Annotated in this window: 13 protein-coding genes; 8 read left to right on the top strand and 5 right to left on the bottom strand. The window is 63.8% G+C overall.

Annotated elements, in window-relative coordinates; translation table 11 throughout:
• Positions 1-119 precede the first annotated feature (119 nt).
• Complete coding sequence (locus MICSW_RS15045; protein WP_279071112.1) at positions 120-1,094, bottom strand: SDH family Clp fold serine proteinase; 975 nt, start codon at positions 1,092-1,094, stop codon at positions 120-122.
• Between the two features lie 413 nt (positions 1,095-1,507).
• Between MICSW_RS15045 and MICSW_RS15040 the strand changes: the two genes are divergently transcribed.
• Positions 1,508-1,792, top strand: a complete 285-nt coding sequence (locus MICSW_RS15040; RefSeq protein WP_279071115.1) for a helix-turn-helix domain-containing protein — start codon at positions 1,508-1,510, stop codon at positions 1,790-1,792.
• Here the strand turns inward: MICSW_RS15040 and MICSW_RS15035 are convergent.
• From MICSW_RS15035 to MICSW_RS15020, 4 genes are read right to left on the bottom strand one after another with little or no spacing between them, the layout of a single operon-like run.
• Complete coding sequence (locus MICSW_RS15035) at positions 1,746-4,115, bottom strand: TniQ family protein (protein WP_454132578.1); 2,370 nt, start codon at positions 4,113-4,115, stop codon at positions 1,746-1,748. The two genes, MICSW_RS15040 and MICSW_RS15035, sit on opposite strands and share 47 nt — an antisense overlap.
• A 20-nt stretch (positions 4,116-4,135) precedes the next feature.
• Positions 4,136-5,257 (bottom strand): AAA family ATPase, encoded by a 1,122-nt coding sequence (locus tag MICSW_RS15030; RefSeq protein WP_464496422.1) that lies wholly within the window; start codon positions 5,255-5,257, stop codon positions 4,136-4,138.
• Positions 5,254-7,371 carry a hypothetical protein gene (locus MICSW_RS15025; protein ID WP_464496421.1) on the bottom strand — a complete coding sequence of 706 codons (2,118 nt, stop codon included), beginning with the start codon at positions 7,369-7,371 and terminating at the stop codon, positions 5,254-5,256. Before MICSW_RS15025 ends, MICSW_RS15030 begins: the two co-directional genes overlap by 4 nt.
• Complete coding sequence (locus tag MICSW_RS15020; RefSeq protein WP_464496420.1) at positions 7,368-8,084, bottom strand: TnsA-like heteromeric transposase endonuclease subunit; 717 nt, start codon at positions 8,082-8,084, stop codon at positions 7,368-7,370. Before MICSW_RS15020 ends, MICSW_RS15025 begins: the two co-directional genes overlap by 4 nt.
• A gap of 240 nt (positions 8,085-8,324) precedes the next feature.
• Between MICSW_RS15020 and MICSW_RS15015 the strand changes: the two genes are divergently transcribed.
• The 7 genes from MICSW_RS15015 (at position 8,325) to MICSW_RS14985 (ending at position 16,328) form a co-directional block, all read left to right on the top strand.
• Entirely contained in the window at positions 8,325-8,678 is a 354-nt protein-coding gene (locus MICSW_RS15015; protein ID WP_253035978.1) for a hypothetical protein, read from the top strand.
• A gap of 58 nt (positions 8,679-8,736) precedes the next feature.
• Positions 8,737-9,132, top strand: a complete 396-nt coding sequence (locus MICSW_RS15010) for a hypothetical protein (RefSeq protein ID WP_464496419.1) — start codon at positions 8,737-8,739, stop codon at positions 9,130-9,132.
• A gap of 28 nt (positions 9,133-9,160) precedes the next feature.
• Positions 9,161-9,559: a hypothetical protein gene (locus MICSW_RS15005; protein WP_464496418.1), complete on the top strand. Its 399-nt coding sequence runs from the start codon at positions 9,161-9,163 to the stop codon at positions 9,557-9,559.
• Complete coding sequence (locus MICSW_RS15000) at positions 9,552-10,268, top strand: metallophosphoesterase (protein WP_464496417.1); 717 nt, start codon at positions 9,552-9,554, stop codon at positions 10,266-10,268. The genes MICSW_RS15005 and MICSW_RS15000 overlap by 8 nt, the downstream gene beginning before the upstream one ends.
• Positions 10,269-10,429: 161 nt before the next feature.
• A complete protein-coding gene (locus MICSW_RS14995; RefSeq protein WP_464496416.1) occupies positions 10,430-13,150 on the top strand; it encodes a DNA methyltransferase in 2,721 nt (906 codons plus the stop codon).
• On the top strand, positions 13,147-15,132 hold the full coding sequence (locus MICSW_RS14990; RefSeq protein ID WP_464496415.1) for a DEAD/DEAH box helicase: 1,986 nt from the start codon (positions 13,147-13,149) through the stop codon (positions 15,130-15,132). Before MICSW_RS14995 ends, MICSW_RS14990 begins: the two co-directional genes overlap by 4 nt.
• Positions 15,129-16,328, top strand: a complete 1,200-nt coding sequence (locus tag MICSW_RS14985; RefSeq protein WP_464496414.1) for a GIY-YIG nuclease family protein — start codon at positions 15,129-15,131, stop codon at positions 16,326-16,328. Before MICSW_RS14990 ends, MICSW_RS14985 begins: the two co-directional genes overlap by 4 nt.
• Positions 16,329-16,341: the final 13 nt, after the last annotated feature.

Below are 16,341 nucleotides of genomic sequence, written 5' to 3'. Positions count from 1 at the left end.
ACTATTGACATGCCCGACGTCGTGCCTCGTCCGTATGTGAGGACTCACCTTTCGGCCCAGCGCCGAAAGTGCGCGACGAGCGATCAATCGCACGAGTCAGCGCCACGTGATTACGCAACTCACCTCGATGGATTGACGACACTGATCACCGCGACCCCGAGATGGTTCTCGATGATCTTGAACGCGCCGGTCTCAGTCAGTGTCTGGGTGCATGCATGGTGCAGGCCGAGCACCAAGTCTTGGAGATCCTGATCGTCCTCAAGGGGCGACACCTCGATGCCCAGATCCTTCGCCTTCGTCAAAGAGATATGCCGACTGTGGGAAAGGGTGAGCGCGTGGTCGCCCAGTTCATCGAGGATCTTCTTGGACCGCGCAGCAGCGTCGGGCTTCCCGGCGAACATGCAGGTCTGCATCCAGTCATCAACCATGTCGACCGACCACTTGATCGCCTTGGCCGCTTCGCCCACCAAGGTCGGATTGTACTTCGCAATAATGGGCTGCCAAACGGGGATCGTGGCGGGGTTGGCGGCGATCTCCTTCTTGGCCTGATCAAATTCCTCGATGATGCCGTGGGCAGGAATCCCACCGATCTGAGGGTCGATCGGCCCGAGGCTCGAATGCTTGCCCATCACGACCTGCTTCGCGGCCAGCGCGATCATCGTGCCGCACGACATCGCAAGCTGGGGAACGATGACACGGATGTCGTTCTTGAACATGGTTCGCAGGTAGTCGACCAGCGACTCGCATGCTGCGATGTCACCGCCAGGCGTGTGGAGGATCAGGTCCAGGCCCTTATCGCGGTCGAGTTGATGGACGGTGCTCATGAAGCCTGTCTTGTCGCCATCGTTGATCTCGAAGCCCTGCATCCCGTGGGCGATCAGGTTCTGCTTCTCAAGCCAGCCCGAGTAGTAGATGATGACGTTTCGGCCAGTGAGCGCTTGGATCTCCGCCAAATACTGTCGGCGGATCGCGTCATGGGGCCCACCGTGCTGTTGGATCGCCGTTTGGACGTCCGGCCAACTCGGCATTACCGCGGCGACGAGGTGGTCGTGCGGACTACATTGAAAATCTGCGCTGGAGGGGACGCATTCCACGCCGAAATGTATTGGTAGCCGGAAGGCCCTGAACCAGCGAGGCCGAGTCGTTCGAACGTCTCGGTGATCTCTTCCTTGGTCGGGAGATCGGAAGCGTCCACGTCTGAGTTTGATACGGTCACGGTTGCCATGGCCGATGCCCTTTCGTTGGTCAAGTCAGTATGGCACCTAAATCTGGTCCAGATCTGCATATCGGCGAGCCGCCGACATCTACGCGCACGAAGGGTCGGCACAGCAGGCGGACGGGGCGCGCTCATCTCGTCGTCTCATCGGTGGCCGACAGCGCTGAGAAGTAGAGACGTTTCGGTCGCTCCAAGGGAGTCGTCGGCGTACAGGTCGCGTGCCGGAACCACTCGAGCGAATGCCATACCGATTAGGCCATACCTAGCTCACTTCGCAGGAACGCTGGATCGGTGGCAAAGCGGACCCGACCCGAGGATGCAGCCTGGAGCGACTACGCCGGCCAACTCGCCACGAACCTTCAACGACTCCGCCACGAGCGCGGACTCAGCCAGGAGGACGTCGCCTACCGGTCGGGGCTGACGCGCTACACGTACCAGAAGTACGAGAAGGGCGAGTCAAAGCCGGGCACGCCGGCGAACCCGACGATCCGCACTTTGCTCGCGATGTCGCAGGCGCTCGGCGTCGAGCTCACTGAGATCCTTCCGCCGGACGCGCCGGATCTTCGGCTTCGCTGAGGCCGAAGGCGCGCGACAACTCGTTGTGTACCTCGACGCCGAGCTCGGTGAGGGTGAGGGGCTGACCTCGAAGCGCACGCTGGATGAGCGGGCCGCCGGCATCGACCCCTATCCGTCTCATCTGGTTCGCGAGGATGCTGAGCGTCACTCCAAGCTCGGCCGCGGCGGCCGTCATGGTGTCGTGACGGGCGACGATGAGAAATCGTTCGGCGCGCTGCGTGGCGTCCTGTCCGACGAGGATCCGGCGCAGCAGCGGTGAGTCGCCAGCGCGCGGGTCAACCCGTATCGCGGTCGCTCTGCTCGCGCTTCCGCGGGCTCGACGCGGGATCCCGGCGGCCTCGAGGTGGCGGTTGATCGTGGTCATCGTCACGCCGACTTCGGCGGCGATCTCGGGGATGGTGTGGCGCTCGTCGATGTACCGCTGCCGCAGCCAATCCACATCGATGTCAGCCCTCCGTCGACCGATGCGGGGCTCGACGCCAGCCTCATCGAGCACGCGGCTAACGGTTTGACGGGCGACACCGTGCTCGAAGGCGATCTCTCGCACAGACCGTCCCGCGGAGTATGCCGCGACCGCGTGGTTCGGCCTAACCACGCCCCGCGCGGGGCGAGCCTGCGGCCATTCGCTTCGACCCGACGCGGAGACATCAACAGCGAGACCGGCGAACTCGAGGTCCGGCATCCATTCCACTGGCTCGTCGACGTGCCGTGCCTTCAGGAATGCGGTCGCCCAATCATTGAGCACACTGGACACGACCTCCGGCAGTCCGTCACGGAACGAACGAAGCTCGGCGAACGAGGGGTAGCTCGCCTCGTGAGCGAAGGGCGCCCGCGCCACGCGATTGCCGCTGAGTAGGGCATAAAGGTGCGCGCGGGCGGTCTGCCATCGCCGATCCCCACCGGGCAGCACGTTCGCGGTCCGGCAGATCTCGTGCCACGCGTCGCGGGGCAGGAGGCCGGAGTAGTCGATGACCCGCCGGCGTGAGAAGTCGATCGGGGTCGCGGTCTCATCGAGGAGCGCAGCCAGGCGAGCGATCGCGCGGATGGTGTCAGCCTCCGGTGCGTTGCGTCCGAGCGAGCGCATGACGTGGCTGACCTGGCGTCCCTGAGCTGCGGGATCGAGGAGCTTGATGGCCGAGCCGTGAGTGAGGCGGGTGCCCACGAAGACCACGGCCGCCGCCAGCGCACCGCCGGCGATCTCCGCATCCAGACGCCGCGGTGCGAGGCGTGAGGTCCATTCGGGCCACAGGACGGCGGGAAGCTTTGCGGCTCTCGCGGCCGGATCCACCACCGACATCGTCACCGCCTGAAGGGTCGCAGTAGGACGCCTCATTCGACCGAGCGCACGGCTCACGTGATCGCGCAGTGGCGGGGAGTAGTGATCGAGCGCGGTGTGGACGCTGACGCGTCCGCGCAGCAGGTCAGTGACCCGATCGCCCGACTGCAGCGCAACGAAGGCGATCGTGTTGCCGAGAGCAACTTCTCGGGCAGTGCTTGGCCGCAGATCCACCTTGCCGGTGCGCTTGTGAGACGCGATCGGTCTCACGTCAACCTGACCCGCAGGCATCCACTCGAATTGCTCTCCGTCGACGAGCGCTTGTCGTGCCGCGCGTGACAGCAGCAGCATGTCGGACAGCACCTGGACGGTGCTCGGTCGACCGCCGGCGTAGATGCCGAACTCGCCGACGCCGGTAGCGATGACCCTCAAGATCGCACGTTGCGCTTCGCGAGTCTCGGAGTCCGCCGCCACGAACTCCTCGCTCGAGGTGAGATCGACTCCGCAACGCGCGCCGAACGTCGGCGGGTCGGTCCGCGGTCTGTTGTGACAGTGCCCGGGTTCCGGAACGAGCGTGAGGTGATGCGCGAGGAGCCGGGGAGGCTGGGTGCATCCCGGGCACCTGTCGACGAGGAGGCGCTTGTGGCGTGGGCAGGCGAACCCGAACGGGAATTGCCAGGACAGGCGCCAGCGGCCCCCCGAGTCGGCGAGGCACTCGGGGCAGTAGCGGGCGGCTACTCCCGTGGCCGGGCAGGACGCGCTGATGCGTCCCTGAGGTGTGAGGCGGATGGCGTTCGCGGCGAACGTGGTGCGGGTCATGGCACGGAACTCGTCGCCCGATCGGCCGGTCGTCAGCTCGAGGTTGCGGAGCTGCTGGGGTTCGAGCGCGGTGGACCACGCCCGTGAGGATTGGGATCCAGCGGCGGGCAACCCGTCGCTCCCGATCAGTCCGAGCGCTCGAGCCATCTCGCCGACGGTGGCCCCATAGCTGTGGGCCATGAACTCGACCCAGGAGTCGAAAGGTTCATCCGGGAGCGGCATAGCCACGTGCAGCAAGCGCCGGAGGCTCATGCGACGGGCCGAGGCTTGCTCCGTTTGGCGGCGGCGAGCTTCTTCTCCTCGAGCTCCATCGCAACGACCTCCCGCGCATCCTCCGCCGCCACGTCGATGTCGATCTCGTCCAGCACCGCACGGGTCAGTTCCTCAGTGCCGTCACGCATGGCGTGCACGGCACCGAGGGTGATCAGCTTGAAGAGCGAGCCGATCATTCCGGTTGAGCGTTCGTAGAGATAGTCCGCTTGCTCACGGAGCATGTGCGGTCGCGCGTTGGCCAGCACAAGGCGCGCGTCAATCGCGCCCAGCAATGTCATCCAGGTCTTTCGGTGCTCACCGACCGGGTGCGCGAATGGCGGGAGGGTCAGGCGTGTCCAACGCCGCGCGATCTGCGACATCGCGAGCTTCTTGTCGGTCTTGCTTTCGCTGAGCAGCCCTGTGCTGGTCATGTTGACGCCGGTGAAGAGGAAGGTCGCCGGGTACTCGTTGGCGAGCCACTTCAGCTCGTTGGCCAGCGCGACTCCCTCGTCGGTGTGGATCTTCAGGAAGTGCACGTCGTCGACGATGATCAGCCGCGTGCCGTGACGGCGGACCGACTCGGCTGCCAGTGCAGCCAGGTTTCGGTTGCGCAGGTATCGGCTCCTCGAGGCGTCGGCGGAAGGATGGTTGTAGAAGTTCAGGATGGACTCGTTCAACGCACGCGTCGTCGTGTTCCCGGAAAACGCCACCCTGCAGACGGGGATGTGGAGCGTCTGCCCGTCGTCGAAGTCACGCCCGTGCCGCAGGATCTGCCGTTGGTGAAACGCCCGCCCGAACGCGTCGACTGCGGTGGTCTTGCCCAGTCCGGGTGGCGAGTCGATGACCGCGGCGCCCTTCACCCGAGACGGTCCCTGTTGGTTCGCATCGAGCAGGTCCCAGAGGCGTCCGTTCAGCCTCACGACTTGCGGAGTCTTCACCAGGAAGTTCGCGTGGTATCGCTCGCGGTGGTAGTCGTAGGCGACACGCGCGTCCTCGCTGAGCTCCTCGATCTGTTTCGCCGACAGCCGCTCGGGCTGCTCAAGGGCTGGCGCTTCGGCGAAGTCCCGCCACCCCTCCCAGCGAGAGAGGAGTTCGTCGCGCTCGAGGGGAAGGATCACAGGTCCTCCAGGAGGTCGATGTCGTCGAGGTCCTCGTCGATGAGCTCGTCAGCGGTGAGGGCGAGAGGATCGTCGTTCTCGCTCGCCGGTGCCGGTGAGAGCGAGACCATGCCCAGCTCCTCGCTCAGATCCGGTCCAGCCATTTGCTGCGCGATCTGCTTGGCGATGTGCGGGAAGAACGGGCTGTCGGGCCCCTCGGAGGTCTCGGCAAGCTGGGCGGCAAGTCGTGCGCTGATGCGCTTCTCGGCGGGCGTGCTCGCGCGGCCGGCACCCCAGCGTTCCAGAAGCTGGCCGAGCGCTTCGGACACATCCACGCCGTTGCGACGGTCGAGAGCGATGCCCTTGGCGTACTCGAGAGCGTCGAAGCTGAACGGCACGGGGACCTTTGGCGCATGCTCCCAGCGCAGGACGTGCCAGGAGTTGTCGTCGGGGTCGTTGAAGTAGATCTGTGAGAAGTCGTCGGGATTGACCGAGAACTGCCACTTCCGCTTGTCCTTGGCCATCGCGCGCGACCGGTCGTAGTACTTCCCGACGATGTCACCGTTGTAGCGGAGCGTGCCGATCTCGACGCCGTAGTGGTTGAACTTGCGCTTGACGACCGGGAGCATCTCGAGCAGCAGGTTCGGGTTCGCCGGCACGCGGATGCGGCCGGCCACCGCCACGCCCTGTTCGAACTTCTGCGCCGGGCACATCTTCGCCGCGGGCAGTTGCGAGTCGACCAGTCCACCGTGGGGGCGGAGGTGGTAGACGGTCGCGATCCACTCGCGGATGATCTGCTCGAGCTGCGGGATCGTGTAGACCGCCTCGCTCTCCGGGGCCTCGCCACGGGAGGCGATGTCCTTGCCCTTGTAGCCGGGGAGTTCCTGCAGCATCTCGTCGATCGTCCGGAACCAGCGTTCGACCCACGCCTTGTCTGTGCCGGTGTAGACGTGCGCGGGCTGAATAGAGATCCCGAGCCTCTGGCACACGCTCGCGACGTGGATCGACATGAACGGCTTGCCGTGGTCGATGATGATCGTCTCGGGGAGGATACCGGGGCGACGGAATCGCAGCGCTTTGAGGTTTTCGACGTCGATGACGATGTTCTCCGGCACCCCGTGGAACGGCCAGGATGCTCGGTCGCCCCACTCGGTGGGCAACTCGCGCGGCGACAGCGCCTCCATGAGAACTCCGGCAACATCCACTGCCTTGGTCGAGACAGGGGCGAGGCGGAGTCCGAGTATGGATCTGTCGTAGAGGTCGAGCGCGACGGTCAGCTCCGCGCGCATCCACTTGCCGGTGACCGGCGCGACGCCGAAGACGTTGAGCGGCGTCGTGTCGAGGACGACGTACTCACCGGGTCGCGTGGCGACCAAGCGTCCATATGGCACGGGCGGGCGCGTCTCGATGGATCGTTGCGCGCGCATGCTGGCGCCGAACGTGCCCTTCCCGCGGGTGAGTTCGGCGACCGCGTCACGAGCGGTGGATTCGGAGGGGATCCGCACGTCGGCGTCCGGATACTCGCGCTTGACCCTCGCCAAGACGATCGCAAGGGTGGTCGTGACAGTGCGTCGGGAACCGCGCACGTTCTCCTCAACGACGCGTCGGCACATGTCGACCCAGCGCGGATCGAGGCCGGACAGCGCCGGTGTCCACGAGGTCTTCCTGAAGTCGAGGAGTGCGAGATCCTCGCCTTCGTCGAAGCGGGTGTCCCAGCGCTTCAGCGTCTTGGGGCTGACGCCGAGCTCTGCGGCCTTGGTGCGGCGGCGCTCATGGATAGTGGTGCGCTTCGGGTCGTACTCCGGTCGAGGCTCATGCGGCTGTGCGAGAGTCGGCATCCCTGACACGAAACCCGTGCGCATCTCGCGGACGTGTTCTGCCTTCCTGCGCGCCTCATCGCGCTGAGCGTCGGAGGCGTCTGCCCAGATGAGCGCGAGAGGTGTAAGAGCGGCCTCTTCGGCGGGTAACCCGAACGCGTTGACCGCGTCGCGGAGGAGTTGGACGAGCCGCACCCGCCGGGTCTTCTTCGAGCCGTCGACCAGTACGACGGCGTCGCCGGCGATCTCGATGACGGTGCAGAGGGAGCCGTCGTACGAGACGGTGCTGCCGACGCGGATGTCGAAGGTATTGCTCACGGCGCCTCCACGGCGGTGTCGTTGGCGAGGCCGGATGTCAGGTCGCAGTGGATCGCGTGGCTCCAGAGCAGGTGGAGCACGACGGCTCGCCCGCATGGCAGATCGGTCACCGCCGCGCCGGTCAATCGGAATGCCTCGCCGAGCGTGCGCGCCTCAGCAGCGCACGCGGCGGCGACCTCGACTGCACCGGGCGGAAACAGCCACGCGCGTCGGTAGCCCGCGAGGAAGCGGATGTTCGAGAGGAGAGTCGCGTCGGGTTCGGTGACGATCCGATACCCCCAGCCGCGCGATTGGATGATCTCGCCGGCCCACTCGAGTGCGCCAGCAATCTCGGGATCCTCGAGTCGGCGTCTGGGCTTGACCTCGATCACCGTGAAGCGTTGATCGCGGTGCTCGATCATGTAGTCGGGCACGTAGCTCCGCTGCACGCCGTCACGGTCGGCGATCAGCTCGAACGGCTGCGACGCGATTCGGACAACGCGCTCGGCGAAGTCCTCGAGCAGCAGCGCCGCAAGCTCCAACCGGCTCTCGTAGCCAACGAAACCTCCGGTCGTCGCCGACCAGTACCGGCCGGGATAGTGACGCTGCCCGCGGTGCCAGCGGAACGTCCGTCGCGGCTCGGCCGCAAAGACATCTCGGGCGTCGAGATCACGAAGTAACCCGCCCCTGAGCCGATCACCGTCGGCCCGAAGCGTGAAGCGTGCCTGATTCACGGCAATCCTTCGTCTCTGTTGGAATACGCGATCCGCGTATTCCAACAGAGAGAATTGCATGCCGCCGCCGGCGTTGCAAGCCGACACGAGCAGATCGGCCCCAAGCTGCGCGCCCTATAGTGAATGTCGCATTCACTAGGTGTTATTTACGTGAGATACACAACAGGGCCCTCGCCCGCGGCGCCGACCTCGAATCGTCTCGCCGCGACGAAACTAGAGTGCCCGTGAGAAAATCTGGCAATGGATGTCATGACGACTGAGCAGAACGTGGAGCTGTCGAAGATCGTCTTCGGCAGCAACCACATGCTCGCCCTCATGGCCGAGATCGCCCGCTCAGAGGACGGTCGATTCTCGACGCCCGGCTTGGTCGCCGCCACCGGATTCCCCACAAGCACCGTGCACACGCTGCTGATGCGACTCAAACGCGGGGGATTCATCCGGCGAACTGGCGAGGCGACTTCCGACCGAGTTGCGATCTACGAGCGCGAGATCCACCCCACTTGGGAGTACGCACTGCGTCTGGAAGCGGACGCGGATGCATTGGCGGCTGGAACGTACGCGCGTCAGTGGCCGACCGAGCAGTCATCCAAGTAGCCAAGGCAGCACGAGCGAAGGCCACCACTGCGCCTAATCGGTATGGCATCCTGCATACATGGGCGTCAGTGAAGATCGCTACGAGTCCTTCGCGACCGCGGTCGAGGATCCCTACTTCGGCGCGCTCCTCGGAACGATCGATGAGCCGGGCGGTACTGCGACGGCGAACCAAGCCGGCCTCCTGACTCGCGCGTGGTGGGACTCGCACGGCACCGGGCCCACATGCGCAGAACTGATCGGCGCCGTCTTCGAGGTCATCGACTGGGATGACGCGATCGAAGACCCCGATCGGACTCTCCTCGAGCGCCACGAGCAGCTCGACCTCCTCCACCGCTGGCTCATCAGCTACTGGAGCCGCCTCGGCACGATCTCTTTCATCCCCGGTCACGACGACATCGTGAGGCCCGGACGCATTGATCCAGCGGCTCTCAGCAACACCGATGGAACAGAGTAGAGTGGCCGGTTCTGTTCAAGGAGGGGACGTGCGTGAAGTGATTGTCGGCGGCCGCAGCGTCGCCGTGACCCACATCAAGACTGAGCCGACCGAGTACGGCGACATCCAGCGATACCGCGTGGAGGTCTCGGGCTTCGACGCACCCACCCGGCTTGCGATCTTGCGCGCAGATAGCACAGTCGACGCCCGCGTGCTGGTTGCAGTGGTCGACTCAGAACTCCTCCTCGGATACAAGGGCAGTGAGGAGTCGGGCCTCCTCCGCGATCCCGCGCTCCGCGCGTGGCGCGACGATCACCGTGATGAGATCAAGGAGCTGCTCCAGAAGCTTCATCGAGAGGCGGACGCACTTCCACCTGAGCCCCTGACGAAAGGCGAACGCATACTGCTGCGGGCGCTCGAGATGGACGGCGATCTCGAGGATGCCTGAGTACCCCGCGTTCGACTTCGATCAGGTCGATTTCGTGACGTCCGACACCCACTTCAGTCATGCCCGAATCATCGAGCTCGCCGGCCGGCCGTTCACGAGCGTGGAGGAAATGGATGCCGAGCTGATTCGTCGCTGGAACGAGACCGTTGCACCCGACGACATCGTCCTGCACCTCGGTGATCTCGCGCTCGGCCCGATCGCTGAATCACTCCCACTGACGGCGCACCTGCATGGACATCGCTTCCTCGTTCCCGGCAACCACGACCGTGTCTCTCCTGCGACGCAATCCAAGCGCGCCACAGAGAGGTTCACGCCGCTGTATGAAGAGGCGGGCTGGACAATCCTCCCCGAAATCGTCTCCGGCACGCGCGAGAGAAGCAGACTGCTCGCTTCGCACTACCCCTACTCCGGGGACACTCAGGGACAAAATCGCCACCCTACTCATCGACCCATCGACGAGGGGCTCCCGCTCCTGCACGGGCACACGCATGACCGTGAAAACGGACCGCTCGAGCACCAGTTCCATGCGGGCGTTGATGCCTTCGGGTTCACGCCGATCCCCATGACTCTCATCGATGCATGGCTCGAAGATCTCCGCCGCGAAGAGGAGGCGATCGCGGCGATCGTCCGGGATCGCTCCGCGGCGGGGCAGAGCACGCCACTCTCAGATGTCGCGGAGCGACTCGGCATCAATCTCGACGAGTTGTGACTCTTTCGACGCGGAGTGCGTACTCGGCCAAGGCATCAGCTCCAGTCTGACCCCGTCGATACCATGGACGACAAGCGGCCGAGATCCCGGGTCCGCGCTCCATTAGTGTGCGGTTCCGCGGTTGTTCCCGCCGAAAAGCAGTGTGAGAACAGGACGTTGTCGTGGCGAGACTCAACCTCAAGGCCGTCGAGGAGCGCGTCGCGCCGCTGGCCGGTCGCGAGAGTTACGGACGCGAGTTCGTCTTCGACCTGCTGCTCGCGTACGGCAAGCCTCAGAGCAGCGTCACGCGGCTACGCAACGGAGATCTGAACGTCGCCGCCGACCCCGAGACGGAGGTTGCGCAGAAGAAAGTCCTCTACTTCAAGGAGACGGCGGGTGACCCGCTCACTGTGCTTGAGCAGCTGAGGACCTCTCCAGATGTGGTGCGCTTCAGCACACGCTTCGTCATCGTCACCGACTACGACGAACTCGTCGCGCACGACACCCAGACGGGCGAGACTATCGGCTTCCCGATCCGCGAGATCAACAACCACTTCACATTCTTCCTGCCATGGGCTGGCATGGAGAAGGCCCAGTACGTCGCCGAGGCGCACGCCGACGTCAAAGCCGCCGAGCGTATGGGCAAGCTGTTTGACGAGCTGCTCCACGCCAACCCCGGCCTGCTGGAGGAGCCGCACGGCCGACACGCGCTGAACCTCTTCTTCACGCGTCTGCTGTTCTGCTTTTTCGCCGAGGACACCGAGATCTTCGCGCAGAACCAGTTCACGAATGCCGTTGGATCGCACACACTGGCCGATGGCTCAGACACCGCTGAGTTCCTCACCGATCTGTTCTTGGCGCTCGACACTGAGAGTCCTGCAGGCAAGCCGAGCCACCTTGCGGCATTCCCCTACGTCAATGGGCGGCTCTTCCGAGCGGACAACCGGTTCGTTGTGCCTCAGTTCACGAAGGTGGCCCGCGACGAACTGATCAACGCTGGCAAGCTCATCTGGCGTGAGATCAATCCCGACATCTTCGGCTCGATGTTCCAGGCGATCGTCACGCCCGGCAAGCGCAGCGACCTCGGCCAGCATTACACCTCGGTGCCGAACATCCTGAAGACGATCGAGCCACTGTTCCTCGATGCGCTCAAGGACGAGCTGGATGCCAGCCATGACTCGGTGAAGAAGCTCGAAGCCCTCCTCGAGCGAATCAGCGCGATCAAGGTCTTCGACCCGGCATGTGGCTCGGGGAACTTCCTCGTCATCGCGTACAAGGAACTGCGTCGACTCGAGCACGCGATCCTAGAGCGCCTCGCCGAGCTAGACGAAAAGCACCGCGTGCTGTTCGCGGAATCGAAGATCAACATCGAGAACTTCTTCGGCATTGAGATCGACGACTTCGCCGTCGAGGTCGCGATCCTCTCGCTGTGGATCGCCAAGCACCAGATGAACTCGGAGTTCAAGGACAAGTTCGGCGTCTCGATCCCGCTGATCCCGCTGAAGGAGACCGGCCAGGTAAAGCAGGGCAATGCGACACGTGTCGACTGGAATGAGGTTTGCCCGAATGACGGAGGTGAGATCTATCTCATCAGCAATCCGCCGTACAAAGGCGCTAGCGAGCAGACTCCGGAGATGAAGGCCGACTTCGTCCCGGTGCTTCGAGGCCGCGTCTACTCGAAGAATCTCGACTACATCGCGCTTTGGTTCATCAAAGGGTCAGACTACATCGAAGGGACTCTCGCCGAACTTGCTTTCGTCACGACCAACTCGGTCGCCCAGGGGGAGCACCCGGGCCTGATGTTCCCGATGATCTTCGCGAAGGGCATAGAGATTCGGTACGCCTACACATCGTTCAAGTGGGAGAACAATGCGAAGCAAAACGCTGGCGTAACCGTCGCGGTCATCGCTCTCCGCAATCAGTCGAACGCTCCCAAGCACATTTACACAGACGGCCTCCAAATCGCTGCGGAGAACATCAACGGCTACCTTGCTGATGCGCCAAACATCATGATTGGGCGTCGAACGAGCCCCCTTTCACCGCAACTTCTGCCAATGGTCAAGGGAAGTGCGCCCGGCGACGGCGGCAATCTGCTGATGGCACTACGCGACGCGGATCGGATGATCCGGCGAGACCCGGAAAGCAAGGCCTGGATCAAGTCCTTCGTGGGTGCAGAGGAGTACATCGACGGCGGTGGGCGAGCATGCTTGTGGATCGCAAGTTCGGAGGAGGCCGATCTCGCGATGAGGAACCCCGAGATTGCGCAGCGCATTGACCGAGTCCGCGAAGTCCGGCTCAAGAGTCGCAAGGTTGCGACCCAGAAGAAGGCCGCCACTCCATGGAAATTCGATGAGCCTCGGTTCAAGGCCACTGAGGCGATCCTTATCCCGCGTCATAGCTCGGAGAATCGGCGCTATATCCCGATGGGCTACCTAGATGCCTCCATCGTGATCTCCGACGCCGCGGCAGGCATATACGACGCCGCACCATGGGTCTTCGCAATCCTGACCTCTGCAATGCACATGGCCTGGACTAGAGCGGTGGGAGGACAGCTAGAAACTCGGCTCCGCTACTCGAACACGATCGTCTATAACAACTTCCCAGTCCCGCCGCTGTCTGACACCGTGAAGGAGCAGCTCACGGTCGCAGCGTTGCGCGTGCTGGACGTCCGCGAGTACCACTGCGAGCAGACGCTCGCTGAGCTCTACGACCCCGACAAGATGCCCGACGATCTGCGGACGGCGCACGCCGAGGTCGACGCGCTGGTCGACTCGATCTACTCCAAGAAGCCGTATGAGACGGACGAGCAACGACTCTCTGACCTGTTCGCGATGTATGAGCGCATGACTGCTGAGGAGGCCGCGAAGGCTCCGGTGAAGAAGACCAGAGGGGTCCGGAAGTGAACGCGATCAAGAAGCCTGTCAACATCGTCGAGGTCACCTACGCCCAGACAAGGGCCTCGGTGACCACCGACGCCCTTGGCATGCGCGAGATGCAGCGGCGCGTCTTCGCGCAGCGCGACGCGCAGCACCTGCTGGTGAAGGCTCCGCCGGCGTCGGGCAAGTCGCGTGCGCTGATGTTTGTGGCGCTCGACAAGCTCTACAACCAGGGCCGCAAGAAGGTCATCGTCGCGGTGCCGGAGCGCTCGATCGGCGCGTCCTTCGCCCCGACGGCGCTGACGAAGCACGGCTTCTGGGCAGACTGGGAGATCAAGGACGAGAACAACCTCTGCGACGCGGGCTCATCGTCCGGGAAAGTCGACGCTTTCCTCAAGTTCCTGGAGAGCCCGGATGCGACGCTGGTTTGCACGCACGCGACGCTCCGATTCGCCTTCGAGAAGCTGGCGCCTGACGCGTTCAACGGCACAGTTCTGGCGATCGACGAGTTCCACCATGTCTCCGCTGATACCGAGAGCTCGCGCCTGGGCGCGCTGCTGCGCGACGTGATGAACGGCTCCGACGCGCACATCGTCGCGATGACGGGCTCGTACTTTCGCGGCGACTCGGTGCCCGTGCTCTCGCCTGAGGATGAGGCGAAGTTCACGCCAGTGACCTTCAACTACTACGACCAGCTCAACGGGTATGAGCACCTGCGCTCGCTCGGCATCGGACACCACTTCTACCAGGGGCGGTACACCGATGCGATTGGCGAGGTCCTCGACCTCGACAAGAAGACCATCGTGCACATCCCGAACGTCAACTCCGGCGAGTCCACGAAGGACAAGCTCGAGGAGGTCGGCTTCATCCTCGACACCATCGGTGAGGTCGTCGACGAGGACGAAGACACCGGCATCATCAGCGTGCGCCGCAACGACAACGGCGAGATCGTGCGAGTCGCCGACCTCGTCGATGACACCGACCAGAAGAAGCGCGGCGACACGCTCCACTTCCTGGCGCACACAGCCTCGAAGGATCGCGACGCGGTGGACGTGATCATCGCCCTAGAAATGGCGAAGGAGGGCTTCGACTGGCCGTTCGCCGAGCACGCCCTGACCGTCGGGTACCGCGCCTCACTCACCGAAGTCATCCAGATCATCGGCCGGGTGACCCGCGACTCCGAGGGCAAGTCCCACGCCCAGTTCACGAACCTCATCGCAGAGCCGGACGCCTCGCAGGGCGAAGTCAAGGTATCAGTGAACAACATGCTCAAAGCGATCACCGCGTCTCTGCTGATGGAGCAGGTGCTGGCGCAGAACTTCCAGTTCAAGACGAAGAAGCTCGATGGTGACGACGCGAAGAAGCCCGGTGAGCTGAAGATCAAGGGCTTCAAAGAGCCGTCGACGGCTCGAGTGAAGCAGATCGTCGAGACGGACCTGAACGACCTGAAGGCAACCATCCTGCAGGACGACACGTTCGCAAAGGCGGCGGCGGGCTCGGTGGATCCCGAGACGACCAATAGGGTGCTGATCCCCAAGATCATCCGCGAGAAATACCCTGACCTCACCGAGGCCGAGGTCGAGGAGGTGCGCCAGCAGGTCGTCGTCGACTCGGTGATCAAGACCGGCGAGGTGCGCCCCGTCGGCGACCAGCGGTTCATCAAGCTCGCCGAGAAGTTCGTGAACATCGACGAGCTAAGCATCAACCTCATCGACTCGGTGAACCCGTTCCAGCGAGCGTTCGAGGTGATGTCGAAGTCGGTCACGCCGTCGGTGCTGAGGATCATCCAGGACCAGATCGCGGCCACCCGGATCGAGTTCACTGAGGAAGAGGCGCTGGCGCTGTTCCCGAAGATCCAAACCTGGGTGAAAGTCAACGGACGCCGTCCCGATGTGCGCGCTGAGGACCCGAACGAGAAGCGACTCGCGGCCGCGCTGCTGTTCCTGCAGAAGCTCAAGCAACAGCGCGCGGCCGAGACGCGTGCAACAGAGATGGCGAGGGAAGAGTGAGCACGAACGAGGACATCGGGCCCGTCGACTTCGTGTTGACCGACTTCCAGGCGGTTCTTGACGCCGACGTCGACGGCCTGCTTGATGCGCCGGAGAAGCCTCAGAAAGTCACCTCCTCAGATCGCCTCGAGCGAGCGTTCCTGGAGATCGTGGAGTTCTACCGGGCCAATGAGAGGGTGCCGAGTTCGTCGACCCGCGAGATCGCCGAGCGCAAGCTCGGCGCGAGGCTCGACGGCCTCCTCGCAAATGAGGAAAGGGCGACTGCGGTTAAGCATCTAGACGAGTTCGGTCTGCTCGATGCGCCGCAAGCGCCAGCATCGATCGACGAGCTCCTCGAGGGCGACGACCTTGACGACCTGCTGGGTGATGACGGCGGCATCCTCGACGTCTCGGACCTTCCGGTCCGCCGGAGTTCCGAGGCGCCCGAATCGGTGGCGAAGCGAGTAAAGGCGAAGGACTTCGAGAACTTCGAGCACCTGTTTCACGCCAAGCACGCCGAACTCAAGGAGGGAACGATAGCGCTGGCGCCCTTCAAGGGCGTCCACACCATTCAGGAGGGCCGGTTCTTCGTCCTGAACGGCGTGCTGCTCTTCGTCGCCGAGGTTGGCGAGTCGCTGTCGATGGTCGTCGGCGGCAAGTCGGAGCAGAAGCAACGGCTCCGCGTGATCTTCGAGAACGGGACCGAGTCCTCGCTGTACCGGCAGTCGCTCTCGATTCGATTGCACGAGCAGGCAGGCCAAGCGCTCGTCCGGGCCGGAGCATCAGCCGACGACATCCTCGACGGCGACATTGAGACGGGGCACATCTACGTTCTCCAGTCGCTCAGTAGTGACCCGCTGATTGCAAACATGAAGGATCTGCACAAGATCGGCTTCTCGACCACGAGCGTCGAGCAACGCATCAAGAACGCGGAGAAGTCGCCGACCTACCTCATGGCCCCCGTGAAGGTTGTAGCCGACTACCGGCTATACAACGTGAAGGCGTCATGGCTGGAGCACCTTCTGCATCGGGTCTTCGCGGAGGTACGGCTGGATCTCACGCAGGTCGACAGGAAAGGCCGCAACTACGACCCGTCCGAGTGGTTCGTCGTCCCCTACGACGTGATCAACCAGGCGGTGACGATGATCATGTCCGGCGAGATCACGAACTACGTCTACGACAAGACGGAACGTCGACTGGTCGAACGTGATCGATGACCTCGAAGCAAGA

This window comes from Microbacterium sp. SW12, from assembly GCF_055391095.1.
This window is presented reverse-complemented; position numbering and strand designations above follow the sequence as displayed.

Coding starts and splice junctions, on each gene's coding strand:
- MICSW_RS15015 (WP_253035978.1), top strand. CDS start 8,325: ATGGATGTCATGACGACTGAGCAGAACGTGGAGCTGTCGAAGATCGTC.
- MICSW_RS15010 (WP_464496419.1), top strand. CDS start 8,737: ATGGGCGTCAGTGAAGATCGCTACGAGTCCTTCGCGACCGCGGTCGAG.
- MICSW_RS15000 (WP_464496417.1), top strand. CDS start 9,552: ATGCCTGAGTACCCCGCGTTCGACTTCGATCAGGTCGATTTCGTGACG.